Genomic DNA, 12,450 nt, shown 5'->3' with positions numbered 1-12,450 from the left:
GCGCGCCCCGCAAAAGGGCTGCCTACAATCCGCCGATCTCGCGCGCACGCACGCGCGCTCGTACGAATTCAATATACGGAATGAAGATGACCCCGCAAGCGGCACCGCTCCGCCCCGTGGCCGCCACCGACAAGCGCCGCATCCAGGTGCGCAAGAGCGGCGTGCACGGCAAGGGCGTCTTCGCGCTGCAGCCTATCGCCAAGGGCGAGCGCATCATCGAATACAAGGGCGAGATCATCGGCTGGCCCGAGGCGCTGCGCCGTCACCCGCACGACCCGAGCGACCCCAACCACACCTTCTATTTCAGCCTGGACGATGGCAGCCATGTCATCGACGCCAAGGTGGGCGGTAACGCGGCGCGCTGGATCAACCACGCCTGCGAGCCCAATTGCCAGGCCGAAGAGCTGGAAGGCCGGGTCTTCATCAAGGCGCTGCGCAAGCTCAAGCCCGGTGAAGAACTCTTCTACGACTACGGCCTGGTCATCGACGAGCGCTACACGCCCAAGCTGAAGAAAGAGTACGAGTGCCGCTGCGGCAGCCCGCGCTGCCGCCGCACCATGCTGGCGCCCAAGCGCTGAGGGTGCCACAGCATGCCTAACAGCCAGACGCAGTGGGGTGCCGAGGCGCTGTGGCAGCAACTGGAGCCCTTGCTGCCCGGGCTGAGCGTGGAGGTGCTGGCGCGCGCCGAGAGCACCAACACCCTGCTGCTCGACCGCGCACGCGCCTGGGCGGGCGCGCCCGATGGCCTGGTCACGCGGCCCGGTGAACTCGACGGCCGCAGCGCCGATCGCGAACGCCCCACGCCGCTGGGCCGGCGCGGCGCCGACATCCAGCCCTGCCTGCTGGTGGCCGAGCAGCAGACGCGCGGCCGCGGCCGCCTCGGGCGCGACTGGGTTTCCAGCGCCGGCGCCTCGCTCACCTTCAGCCTGGCCCTGCCCCTGGCGCCGGCCGACTGGTCGGGCCTCTCGCTGGCGGTGGGGCTGGCCTTGGCCGAAGCGCTCGATCCCTTGCCTGCCGAGGCCCCGACATCACCGCGGCTGATGCTGAAGTGGCCCAACGACCTCTGGCTGGCTGAGGGGCCTGCGCAGCCGGGCCAAGCCAGCGGCAGCCTGGGCCGCAAGCTGGGCGGCATCCTCATCGAGACCGTCAACGTCGGCCACCGCCGCCTTTGTGTGGTGGGCGTGGGCCTGAACGTGCGGCCGCAGGCCGTGCCCGAGCTGCCGCACGGTTACGCCTGCCTCGCCGAGATGCAGGCCGAGGCCAGCGCCCCGGCCACGCTGGCGGCGGTGGCGCTGCCGTTGGTGAGGGCGCTGCTGCGCTTCGAGGCCGAGGGCTTCGCGCCGCTGCAGGGCGCCTATGCACGGCGTGATCTGCTGCAGGGCCAGCCCGTCACCACCACGCTGGCTGCCGTGCCCGAAGGCGTGGCCGAGGGCGTCGACGAGCGCGGGGCCCTGCGCGTGCGCAGCGGCGACCTGCACAGCCTCGTGAGCGGCGAAGTCAGCGTGCGCCTGCAAGGTGGGGGGGCCTGATGCTGCGCGGCTTGCTGGTCTTGCTGGTGCTGGCCAACCTGGGCTTCTTCGCGTGGAGCCGGGGCTGGCTGGCGCCCGGCATCGCGCCGCCGAACCAGGGGCAGCACGAACCGCAGCGCCTGCAGGCCCAGGTGAAGCCCGAGTTGGTGGCAGTGCTGCCGCCCAAGGACGCCAATGCCGCCGTGGTGGCGGCGCGCGCCGCGGCCGCGGTGTGCGTGGAGACAGGCCCGCTGGCCGAATCCGAACTCGTCACCGCCGAGGCCGAACTCGTGGCCGCGCAGGCCCCCGCCGGCAGCTGGACGCGCGAGCCCGCCCCGCTGCCGCCGCTGTGGCTGGTCTACGCCGGCCGCTGGCCCGAGCCTGCCGCACGCCGCGCGCGCGAGGCCGATCTCCGCAAGCTCGGGCTGCAGCCCGAGGTGCTCACCGCGCCGGCCGAACTGGCGCCGGGCCTCGTCATCTCGCGCCATGCCAGCAAGGCCGAGGCCGATGCGGCGCTCGAGAAACTCACCAGCGCCACGCCGCCGCTGCGCGGTTCGCGCGTGGCGCAACTGCCGCTGCCGGCCGCCAACACCGTGCTGCGCCTGGCGCGCGCCGATGCCGACTTGCAGGCCCGCTTGCGGCTGCGCCCGGGCGAAGTGCTGGGTGGTGGGTTCAGGCCTTGCGCGGGCGCGCCGGTCGTGGCGTCGGCGTCGGCGCCGAAGCCCTGAACAGCGCGGCCACGGCCAGCGCCAGCGCGGCCAGCCAGGCCAGCGACATCGAACCCCCGCCGCCGCCACCCGCTGCGGGCGCTGCCGGGGTGGTGGGCGGGGTGCTCACCGGGGCTGCCGCCACCGTCACGGTCTGGGTCGTGTTCGCGCTGGCCCCGGTGCTGTCGGTCACGGTCAGGCGCACCGTGAAGCTGCCGGCAGCGCTGGGGGTCAGCGTGGCGGTGGCGGCGTTGGTGGCGCTGCTGAAGGCGGTGACGATGCCGCCGCCGTCGGTGATCTCCCACAGGTAGGTGCTGAGGCTGGCGCTGCCCGAGGCCGTGCTGCCACTGCCCGATAGCGTGACGGCACTGCCGGCGGTGGGGGAGGCCGTGCTCACCGTGATGGCCGCCTGGGGACCGGCCACCGCCAACACGGCGCGGCCGGCGTCCAGCATGCCAGCGCCGCAGAAGGTGGTGTTGCAGTAGCACTGCAGCTGTTCCACCGAAGTGCTGGGCGCCACGCACTGCGGCACCACAGTGCCGTCGCCGTTGTCACCCCCGGTGGTGGGGAAGGGGCGTGCCGTGCTGCGCAGCGCGGCCAGCAAGGTGGCCGGTGTCAGCGTGCTGCGCTCGGAGAACATCAGCCCGGCGGTGGCGGCCACCAGCGGTGACGCGAAGCTGGTGCCCACGGTGATGTTGTAGCTGTCGGTCCAGGTGGAACCCACGGGGCCCTGGGTGCCGGTGTTGGTGGCCGCCAGGATGGGGTAGAGACAAGGCGTGCCAGGGGTGATGTTGATGCAGTTGCCGGCGGGGGCGGCGATGCTGATCTGCGTGCCCAGGTCGGAGAAACCGACCTTCGTGCCGGCATGGCGCAAGCCGGCCACGGCGATGACCCCGGTGCAACTGGCCGGCGCGCTGACCGGCCCGCCGGCGCTGTTGCCGGCCGCAGCGACGATGACCACGCCGCGGGCCAGCACCTCGTTCACGGCCGATTGGTAGCCGGTGCTGCAGGCGCCGCCCCCGCCCAGGCTGAGGTTCAGCACCTTGGCCGGGTTGGGGTTGTCGGGCACGCCCGGCACCGAGATGCCGGCGGCCCAGCGCATGGCGGCCTGGATGTCGGCACTGTCGCCGAAGCACTTGCCCAGCACGCGCACCGGCAGCACACGCACACCCGGGGCGGCGCCGGCCATGCCGTTGCTGTCGTCGGTGGCCGCGCCGATGAGGCTGGCCGTGCTGGTGCCGTGCCAGCTGCTGTCCGACGCCGTGCAGCCGCTGAAGGTGCTGGTGCGGCTCTCGGCCGAAGTCAGCCAGTCGCCGGGGTCGCTGGGGTCGCTGTCGCGGCCGCCACCGTCGTTGGCCACCGTGGCATTCGTGACGAAGTCGTAGCCCGGCAGCAGGCGCCCGGCCAGGTCGGGGTGCTCGGGCCGCACGCCGGTGTCGAGCACGGCCACCACCACGGCGCTGTTGCCGCGCGTGCGGGCCCAGGCGGTCTCGATGTCGATGGACGACACCGGCCCCTGCGCCAGCGTGGCGGCCGGCGCGCGCAGGTACCACTGCCCGCTGGCCGGGCCGTCCTGCAGGCTGCTGCCGTTGCTGCGCCGCTCGGTGGTGCTGGTGGGGTAGAGCGGGTCGTTCGGCGCGGCGGTGCGCCGCATGCGCTGGTTGGGCTCGGCGAACTCCACGTCGGGGTCTGCGGCCAGCTTCGCGGCCAGCTCGGCCGCGCTGATGCCGCTGGCGCGCAGCACCTGGATGTTGGCGCCCACGGCGGGCCCGGCCTGCAGCGTGCGGCCCAGGCGTGCGCCCATCACGTTGGCGCGTTCGGTCAGCACGTTGCGCACGGTGCTGGCCTCGGCGCGGGATGACAGCGCGTACTGCCGCGTCAGGTCGGCCGTGGCCTTGAACTTCACGATGACCTCGCCTTCCACCGGCGGCAGTGGCGTGCGCGCGGCGGCCGGCACAGGCCGGTCGGCCCCGGCCGGCAGCGCCAGCGCGGCGCCCAGCGCCAGCAGCATCCACGAGCCGGCGCGCCGCGCCGGGGCCAGGGGGAAGGGCTTGTGCAGCATGCACCCAGTTTAGGCTGCGGCCCGTGGCGCCGTATGTCCACGGCACCGGCTTCCGTAAGCAAGCGCAAGCCCAGGCCCGCCGCGCGGGTGCCGGCCGTGACATTTGCCCAACGGAACGACCCCCATCCCCCCGATGACGGCCCCCGAGCCCAGGGGGTGGGGCACCTGAGCGCTTGTGCTGACGGGGCGCCTCGCGAGAATGGGTCGCTCAGCCGGCATGTTCCGGCAGCTTCGGGCCCAACACGGCTCGCCAGGAGAACCCCTTTGAAACACCACTTCCTTGCCGCAGCCTGCCTGGCGGCCCTGGCCCCGTTGTCGGCCACCGCCCAGGCCACCGACCACGTGCACACGCCGCTGTGCAACCACCAGTGGTCTGACCACCAGGGCGCCCTGAGTTTCGCCACGCCCCTGGCGCTGCCGTCTTCCGGCCGCACCACGGGCATGACCTTCATCCTCAACGACCTCGGCGGCGTCGGCCCCGGCACGGCCGCGCGTGCAGGCTTCGAGGCGGCCGCCGCGCTGTGGTCGAGCGTGCTGCTCGACCCCATCACCATCGTGCTGGACGTGCAGTTCTCGGCGCTGGGCCCCGGCATCCTGGGCTCCACCGGCTCCACCACCAACACCGTGGGCTACGCCGCGCTGCGCAGCCTGCTGGCTGCCGATGCCACTTCGGCGGCCGACGCTTCGGCCGTGGCCTCGCTGCAGAACGGCGCCCTGGGTTTCGTCTCGAACGAGCCGCTGACGACGGGCCCCATCGACTCGCGCGTGCGCGTGTTCGACAACAACAACAGCTTTGACAACAACAACATCGCGGTCAACACCGCGCAGGTCAAGGCGCTGGGCCTGGTGCCCACCTACGCCGCGGGCAACACCACGCAACGCGACGGCTCGGTGTCCTTCAGCACCGCCTTCAACTGGGACTTCGACCGTTCCGACGGCCTCACGCCGGGCTTCTTCGATTTCGTCGGCGTGGCCGCCCATGAAATCGGCCACGCGCTGGGCTTCCGCTCGGGCGTCGATTTGGCCGACATCAACGCGCTGCCGGGGGCGCAAAGCCCGAACGGCGTGCGCGGCCTCAACAACATCGCCTGGGGCACGGTGAACGACCTGTTCCGCTACGGCAGCTTCCAAGGCGCGCAGACGCTGGACTGGTCCATCGGCGGCACGCCCTGCCTGTCGATCAACGCGGGCGCGTCCTGCGTGGGCCTGCTGTCCACCGGCCGCGTCAACGGCGACGGCCGCCAGGCCAGCCACTGGAAGGACGATTCGCTGATCGGCGGCGCCCCCCTGGGCATCATGGACCCGACCGTGGGTTCGGCCACCAGCAACACGCCCACGCTGGTCGTGACGCAACTCGACATCACCGCCTTCGACGTGATGGGCTACAACGTCACCGCCATCCCCGAGCCCTCGACCTGGCTGATGATGTTCGGCGGCCTGGCTGCCGTGGGTGCCGTGGCACGCCGCCGCCGCCAGAGCGAAACCGCGGCGGCCTGAAACCTGCCGCGAGGCCGGCGCCTGCGGGCGCCGGCCCATGAAAAAAGGCCCGCTGCTGCGGGCCTTTTCCTTGGGGGCGTGGCGGCCGCGTTCAGCGGGCCATAACCTGCACCATCTCGAGCACCTTGTTCGAGTAGCCCCACTCGTTGTCGTACCAGCTCACGACCTTGATGAAGGTCTTGTCCAGCGCGATGCCGGCGTCGGCGTCGAAGACGCTGGTCATGGCCTCGCCGCGGAAGTCGGTGGAGACGACCTTGTCCTCGGTGTAGCCCAGCACGCCCTTCATCGGGCCGGCGGCGGCGGCCTTCATCGCGTTGCAGATGTCTTCCCAGCTGGCTTCCTTCACCAGCTCGGCGGTCAGGTCGACGACGCTGACGTCCGAAGTCGGCACGCGGAAGCTCATGCCGGTGAGCTTCTTGTTCAGCTCGGGGATCACCACGCCCACGGCCTTGGCCGCGCCGGTGCTGCTGGGAATGATGTTCTCCAGGATGCCGCGGCCGCCGCGCCAATCCTTGTTGCTCGGGCCGTCAACCGTCTTCTGCGTGGCGGTGGCGGCGTGCACGGTGGTCATCAGGCCGCGCTTGATGCCGAAGCTGTCGTTCAGCACCTTGGCCACGGGGGCCAGGCAGTTGGTGGTGCAGCTGGCGTTGCTGATGATGGTCTGGCCGGCGTAGCTGTCGTGGTTGACGCCGTAGACGAACATCGGCGTGTCGTCCTTGCTGGGCGCGCTCTGGATGACCTTCTTGGCGCCGGCGTCGATGTGCTTCTGGCAGGTGTCCTTCGTGAGGAACAGGCCGGTGGCTTCCACCACGATGTCGGCGCCCACGTCACCCCAGGCCAGCGTGGCGGGGTCTTTCGCGGCGGTCAGGCGGATGCGCTTGCCGTTGACGATGAGCGTGTTGCCGTCCACCGCCACCTCGCCCTTGAAGCGGCCGTGCACGCTGTCGTACTTCAGCATGTAGGCCAGGTAGTCGGGCTCGAGCAGGTCGTTGATGCCCACGATCTCGATGTTGGGGAAGTTCTGCACGGCGGCGCGGAACACCATGCGCCCGATGCGGCCGAAGCCGTTGATGCCGATCTTGATGGTCATGAGGTCTCCTTAGGGTTTGAGGTCGATCTGAAGGCAGGGTACCTGGATGTGCGCGATGTCGGCGTAGACACTGGCCAGCTGCTCGCTGCGCAGGTCCAGTTCGGCATCGCGCAGCCAGGCGATCAGGGGTGCCCGTGCTCGGGTCTGCTCGGGTGTGGCAGGGCCGACCGTCCCGACATCGTTGGGCGCGCCCGGCCGCAGGTAGGTCAGCCGCACATCGAAGGGGCAGCCCATGGGGGTGGTGTCGAGCTGCAGCGACTGCGTCTGGATGCCCTTGGTCAGCCCCATGAAGTCTTGCAGCCGCATGGCGTGGAAGCCGAAGCCGCCGGATCCATCGAGCCGAAAGATGAAGACCGTGCTCAGCCACACCGGGGTGTCGCTGCCGGGTTCGAAACAAGGCAGCCGGTAGCCCTGGGCCCAGGAAGTCACGGTGCGTGCGAAGACGCCCGCGCTGCTCATGTGATGCAGCTTCACTTCTGGTGGTTGATCGGGCGCGTTGAACTTCAGCAGCGCGAACAGGCGGCCCTGCACGCCATCTCTCTGGGCCCGCGTGGGGTACGTGAAGTCCAGCTCCGGCATCTTGATGCAGGCCTGCAAGGCCTTCTGGCGCGGGGTGGCCGGTGTCGCCAGGGTCTCGTAGTTCACCTTGCGCGTATCGGGCCTGAAGAAGTACTCCTGGCGCAAGGCGATGGGGCCTTCGGCGCTGTTCAGGCAGGGCAGGCGCAGGGTGCGCAGATGGGCCTGCACCTCGTCGACGAACTCGGTACCGCCTTCCTGCTCGAGCACCTGCACCGCGGGTGGGCGGTTGGGGCTGTTGAAGCTCAGTTCCACCAGCACACGGCCCTGTTGCTTGCGCTGCAGCAGCTCGAAGGGGTAATCGGGCCGGGGCAGCCGGGGGTCGGTGGCGGTCAGGCAGGCCGTGGCAGGCGAGGCCTGCAGCTTCAGCTCAGGCACTGTGACCGCGTGCGCCGCCGATGACAGCACCAAGGCCGCAGCCCATGCCGTCACGGCGGCTGCGGCGCGCAGCCGCAGGCCGCTGGGCGGCGCTGGCGGCAGACGGGAGGAGACGGGTCTCACGAAACCGGGAGTGAAGAGGTGCTCAGCGCCCCACCACCTGCCGCACCACCGCCACCACGTTCTCTGCCGTGAGCTTGAAGTGCTTGAACAGCGCCGGCGCGGGCGCGCTTTCGCCGTAGGTGTCGATGCCCACCACGGCCGCGCAGCCGTACTTCCACCAGCCGTCGGTGACGCCGGCTTCCACCGCGATGCGCGGCACGCCGGCCGGCAGCACGCTGGCCTTGTACTTGACGTTCTGGCGGTCGAAGACGCTGGTGCTGGGCATGCTCACCACGCGCACCGCGATCTTCAGCTTGGCCAGTTCGGCCTGCGCATGCAGCGCCAGGCCCACCTCGCTGCCGGTGGCGATGATCACGGCCTGGGCCTTCTTCTTCAGGCCCACCTCGCTGGGCTCGGCCAGCACGTAGGCGCCCTTGCCGATGTCGTCCAGCCCGGTCTTGGGCGCGTAGGGCAGGTTCTGGCGGCTCAGCAGCAGCGCGCTCGGCCGCGTGCTGTTGCCCAGTGCCATGGTCCAGGCGACCACGGTTTCGGCGGTGTCGGCCGGGCGCCAGACGTCGAGATTGGGGATCAGCCGCAGGCTGGCCGCGTGCTCCACGCTCTGGTGGGTGGGACCGTCTTCACCCAGCCCGATGCTGTCGTGCGTGAAGACGTGGATCACACGCTTCTTCATCAGCGCGGCCATGCGGATGGCGTTGCGGCTGTAGTCGCTGAAGGTCAGGAAGGTGCCGCCGTAGGGGATGTAGCCGCCGTGCAGGGCCACGCCATTCATGATGGCGGCCATGCCGAACTCGCGCACGCCGTAGTTGATGTGGCGGCCCCCGTTGGGCGCACCGTCGTCGGCGCCGAAACGCAGCGCCGGCGTGTGGCTGGTGTTGGTGAGGTTGCTGCCGGTGAGGTCGGCGCTGCCGCCCAGCATCTCGGGCAGCGCGGCGGTGAAGGCTTCCAGCGCGATCTGGCTGGCCTTGCGGCTGGCCACGGTCTCGGCCTTCGTGTGCGCGGCGATCACGGCATCCACCGCGGTCTGCGCGAAGTTCTCGGGCAGGCGGCCTTCCATGCGGCGCACGAACTCGGCGGCCAGCGCCGGGTGGGCGGCGCGGTAGGCGGCGAAGGTCTCGGCCCAGCGCTGCTGCGCGGCAGCGCCGGCGGCACGCGCGTCCCACGCGCTGTAGGCGGCCTCGGGGATGACGAAGGGCTCGTGCGCCCAGCCCAGCGCCTCGCGCGTGAGCTTCACTTCCTCGGCGCCCAGCGCCTCGCCGTGCACCTTGGACGTGCCGGCGCGGTTGGGGCTGCCCTTGCCGATGGTGGTCTTGCAGATCACCAGCGTGGGCTTGGTGGCCGAGGCGGTGGCGGCGTGCAGGGCCGCGCCCACGGCGTCAACGTCGTGGCCGTCCACCGGGCCGATGACGTTCCAGCCGTAGCTCTCGAAACGCTGCGCCACGTTGTCCACGTACCAGGGCTGCACCTGGCCGTCGATGCTGATGCCGTTGTCGTCGTACAGCGCCACCAGCTTGTTCAGCTGCCAGGCGCCGGCCAGCGCGCAGGCTTCGTGGCTGATGCCTTCCATCAGGCAGCCGTCGCCCATGAAGACCCAGGTGCGGTGGTTCACCACCGTGTGGCCGGGGCGGTTGAACTCCTGTGCCAGCAGCTTTTCGGCCAGCGCCATGCCCACGGCATTGGCCAGGCCCTGGCCCAGCGGGCCGGTGGTGGTTTCAACGCCCGGGGTGATGTCCACCTCGGGGTGGCCGGGCGTCTTGCTGTGCAGCTGGCGGAAATTGCGCAGCTCGCTCATCGGCAGGTCGTAGCCCGTCAGGTGCAGCAGCGCGTAGATCAGCATGCTGCCGTGGCCGTTGCTCAGCACGAAGCGGTCGCGGTCGGCCCAGTGCGGGTCGGCCGGGTTGTGGCGCAGCGCGCCGCCCCACAGCGCCACCGCCATCTCGGCCATGCCCATGGGCGCGCCCGGATGGCCGGAATGGGCCTGCTGCACCGCGTCCATGGCCAGGGCGCGGATGGCGTTGGCCATCAAGGAGGTGTCGGAAACGGAAGCAGGCATGGCAGGGGTGCGCAAGGCGGGGGGTGCGAAGTAAGCCATGATTCTAGGAGGCCCGTCCGCCACCAATAATGAGGGCCTGCTCACCCGATGCGGTTGGTTTGAACGCGTGTCCCCGTCTTCCCGCCTGAAGTTCCAGCGCCTGTTATGGGCCACGGCCGCGCTGCTGTTCGCCGACGTGGTGGTGGTGTCACTGCTTGCCGCGGGGGCGGTGCCCAGCGCGCCTGCACAGGGTCTGCTGCGCGGCGCGGTGCTGCTCAATGCCGGGGTGGCGCTGGTGATGCTGTTGCTGTTGCTGCTGCAGTGGCAACGCGGGCAGGCCGAGGCCGAAGCGGCGCGGGCAGAACAGGTTCGCCAGCGCGAGGTGCTCGACGCCTTGCAAGCCGCCGTGGTGCTGTGGGACGCCGACGACCGCCTCGTGCTGGCCAACGGCGATTTCCTGAAGGTGTACGGCGCCGTGGCCCAGCACATCCGGCCTGGCGTGCGTTTCGAAGACGCTCTGCGCACGGCCGTGGCCGCGAACCTCCTGCCCGAGGCCTCGGCCGGGCCCGAGGCCTGGATCCAGCAGCGCCTGGCGCAGCGCCGCCAGCCGCAGCAGCAAGGGCCCATCCTGCGTGCGCTGCCCGATGGCCAGTGGCGCCGCATCGTCGAACAGCGCCTGAGCGATGGCAGCCTGCTGGCGCACAGCGTCGACGTCACCGAGCTCATCAACGCGCGCACCGAGCTGGCCCTGGCACGGCAGGCCGCCGAGCAGGCGCGCCAGCGGCTGTCTGACGCGGTGGACGCGCTGCCCGTGGGCTTCGAGCTCTACGACGCCGACGACCGCCTCGTGATGGTGAACGCCGCCGCCACGGCCATGTACCCGCAGCTGGGCGATCTGGCCGACCAGCGCCCCTTGTTCGCCGATGTGGTGCGCATCAACCACGCCCGCGGCGGCCTGCCCGAGATCGCCGACGAGGCCGCGCTGGAGGCCTTCATCGCGCGCCGCATGCGCGAGCGCCGCCACCCCGGCCCGCCGCATGTGATGCAGGTGGCGCGCGGGCAGTGGGTGCGTGTGCACGAACGGCGCACGCGCGATGGCGGCACCGTCGGCGTGCGCGTCGACGTCACCGAGGCCTTCACCGGGCGTGCGGCGGCCGAGCAGGCCACGCAGCGTCTGCAGGATGCCATCGACGCGCTGCCCGAGGCCTTTGCGCTGTTCGATGCCGAAGACCGGCTCGTGGCCTGCAACGAGCGTTACAGCCAGACCTTCGGTTGCGACGAACAGTTCGTGCGGCCGGGCGTCACCTTCGAGGAGGTGCTGCGCCACGGCCTGCAGAGCGGCCTGTATCCGCAGGCCGAGGGCCGGGCCGAAGCCTGGCTCGCCGAGCGCATGGCCGCGCACCGCAACCCTTCCGGCCCGGTGCTGCAGGCCTTGGCCGGCAACCGCTGGGTGCGCGTGGACGAGCGCCGCACGCGCGACGGTGGGGTGGCTGGCGTGCGCAGCGATGTCACCGAACTCGTGCACCGCGAGCAGGCCTTGACGGCGCTGAATGCCCAGCTGGATGCGCTGAACGCCCGGCTGGCGCACCTGTCGGACACCGACGACCTCACCGGTCTGGCCAACCGCCGCCAGTTCGACCGCCGCCTGGCCGACGAGTGCGCGCGGGCGCGCCGCCACGGCACGCCCATCGCCTTGCTGCTGCTGGATGTCGACCACTTCAAGCGCTACAACGACCTGCACGGGCACCCGGCCGGCGACGAGTGCCTGCGCCAGGTGGCCCAGGTGCTGCGCGGCACCGCCCGGCGTGCCGGCGACCTGGTGGCCCGCATCGGCGGCGAGGAATTCGGCCTGCTGCTGCCCCACCACAGCGCCGATGAGGCGCGCGCGCAGGCCGAGAGCGCCATCGCCGCGCTGGCCGAGGCAGCGCTGCCGCACGGCGATTCGCCCGTCTCCCCGCAGGTGACGCTGAGCATCGGCGGTGTGCAGGTGGCGCAGCCAGGGGCCGGGCTGGAGGCGGCGATGCTCGTGCAGCGGGCCGACGAGGCGCTCTACGCTGCCAAGCACGCCGGCCGCCAGCGCCTGGTGATGCACACCCTCTAGGCTGCGCATGCAAGGCCTGCACCTCACCGCCGACTTGCGCGGCTGCCCCCCCGCGCTGGCCGTGCTGCACGAGCCCGAGGCGCTGCGCGCGCTGTGCCTGGGCGCGGTGGCCGCGGCCGGGCTGCAGGCCGTGGGCGAGCTCTTCCACCGTTTCCCGGCGCCGGGCGGCGTGACGGGCGTGGTGCTGCTGGCCGAATCTCACCTGGCGGTGCACACCTGGCCCGAGCTGGGCGGGGTGACGCTGGACGTCTACGTGTGCAATCTGCACGGCGACAACAGCACCCGCGCCGAAGGCCTGCTGGCCGCGCTGGAGCAGGCCTTCGGTGCCAGCAGCGCCGAGCGCCACCGCGTGCGACGCGGCGGGCCAGGCGCCGCCTAG

General features: G+C 71.3%; 10 protein-coding genes. 6 read left to right on the top strand and 4 right to left on the bottom strand.

Annotation, left to right across the window (positions count from 1 at the left end; translation table 11 throughout):
* The first annotated feature begins 80 nt into the window (after positions 1 to 80).
* From EOE66_RS00220 to EOE66_RS00210, 3 genes are read left to right on the top strand one after another with little or no spacing between them, the layout of a single operon-like run.
* A complete protein-coding gene (locus tag EOE66_RS00220; protein WP_128226693.1) occupies positions 81 to 578 on the top strand; it encodes an SET domain-containing protein in 498 nt (165 codons plus the stop codon).
* Between the two features lie 12 nt (positions 579 to 590).
* A complete protein-coding gene (locus tag EOE66_RS00215) occupies positions 591 to 1,529 on the top strand; it encodes a biotin--[acetyl-CoA-carboxylase] ligase (RefSeq protein ID WP_128226692.1) in 939 nt (312 codons plus the stop codon).
* Positions 1,529 to 2,236, top strand: a complete 708-nt coding sequence (locus EOE66_RS00210; protein WP_128226691.1) for a hypothetical protein — start codon at positions 1,529 to 1,531, stop codon at positions 2,234 to 2,236. Before EOE66_RS00215 ends, EOE66_RS00210 begins: the two co-directional genes overlap by 1 nt.
* Here the strand turns inward: EOE66_RS00210 and EOE66_RS00205 are convergent.
* The gene (locus EOE66_RS00205; protein ID WP_128226690.1) at positions 2,181 to 4,277 is read right to left on the bottom strand and encodes a S8 family peptidase; all 2,097 of its coding nucleotides are present in this window, start codon (positions 4,275 to 4,277) and stop codon (positions 2,181 to 2,183) included. The genes EOE66_RS00210 and EOE66_RS00205 overlap by 56 nt on opposite strands.
* A 264-nt stretch (positions 4,278 to 4,541) precedes the next feature.
* Between EOE66_RS00205 and EOE66_RS00200 the strand changes: the two genes are divergently transcribed.
* Positions 4,542 to 5,774, top strand: a complete 1,233-nt coding sequence (locus EOE66_RS00200; RefSeq protein WP_128226689.1) for an NF038122 family metalloprotease — start codon at positions 4,542 to 4,544, stop codon at positions 5,772 to 5,774.
* A gap of 91 nt (positions 5,775 to 5,865) precedes the next feature.
* Here EOE66_RS00200 and gap read toward each other — a convergent pair whose 3' ends face one another.
* From gap to tkt, 3 genes are read right to left on the bottom strand one after another with little or no spacing between them, the layout of a single operon-like run.
* Entirely contained in the window at positions 5,866 to 6,864 is a 999-nt protein-coding gene (gene gap / locus EOE66_RS00195) for a type I glyceraldehyde-3-phosphate dehydrogenase (RefSeq protein WP_128226688.1), read from the bottom strand.
* A 9-nt stretch (positions 6,865 to 6,873) separates the two neighbouring features.
* Entirely contained in the window at positions 6,874 to 7,941 is a 1,068-nt protein-coding gene (locus EOE66_RS00190; protein ID WP_128226687.1) for an energy transducer TonB, read from the bottom strand.
* Positions 7,942 to 7,963: 22 nt separating this feature from the next.
* A complete protein-coding gene (gene tkt / locus EOE66_RS00185; RefSeq protein ID WP_128226686.1) occupies positions 7,964 to 9,991 on the bottom strand; it encodes a transketolase in 2,028 nt (675 codons plus the stop codon).
* A gap of 106 nt (positions 9,992 to 10,097) precedes the next feature.
* Here tkt and EOE66_RS00180 point away from each other — a divergent pair, with 106 nt between their 5' ends.
* Entirely contained in the window at positions 10,098 to 12,071 is a 1,974-nt protein-coding gene (locus tag EOE66_RS00180) for a PAS-domain containing protein (protein WP_164884943.1), read from the top strand.
* Positions 12,072 to 12,078: 7 nt separating this feature from the next.
* A complete protein-coding gene (gene speD, locus EOE66_RS00175; protein ID WP_128226684.1) occupies positions 12,079 to 12,450 on the top strand; it encodes an adenosylmethionine decarboxylase in 372 nt (123 codons plus the stop codon).

It is taken from the genome of Rubrivivax rivuli (assembly GCF_004016505.1).
GTDB classification, from domain to species: Bacteria; Pseudomonadota; Gammaproteobacteria; order Burkholderiales; family Burkholderiaceae_C; genus Rubrivivax; species Rubrivivax rivuli.
This window is presented reverse-complemented; position numbering and strand designations above follow the sequence as displayed.

Excerpts from the sequence above, each read along its gene's own strand:
- EOE66_RS00220 (WP_128226693.1), top strand. The coding sequence starts at position 81 with ATGAAGATGACCCCGCAAGCGGCACCGCTCCGCCCCGTGGCCGCCACC.
- EOE66_RS00215 (WP_128226692.1), top strand. The coding sequence starts at position 591 with ATGCCTAACAGCCAGACGCAGTGGGGTGCCGAGGCGCTGTGGCAGCAA.
- EOE66_RS00210 (WP_128226691.1), top strand. The coding sequence starts at position 1,529 with ATGCTGCGCGGCTTGCTGGTCTTGCTGGTGCTGGCCAACCTGGGCTTC.
- EOE66_RS00205 (WP_128226690.1), bottom strand. The coding sequence starts at position 4,277 with ATGCTGCACAAGCCCTTCCCCCTGGCCCCGGCGCGGCGCGCCGGCTCG.
- gap (WP_128226688.1), bottom strand. The coding sequence starts at position 6,864 with ATGACCATCAAGATCGGCATCAACGGCTTCGGCCGCATCGGGCGCATG.
- tkt (WP_128226686.1), bottom strand. The coding sequence starts at position 9,991 with ATGCCTGCTTCCGTTTCCGACACCTCCTTGATGGCCAACGCCATCCGC.
- speD (WP_128226684.1), top strand. The coding sequence starts at position 12,079 with ATGCAAGGCCTGCACCTCACCGCCGACTTGCGCGGCTGCCCCCCCGCG.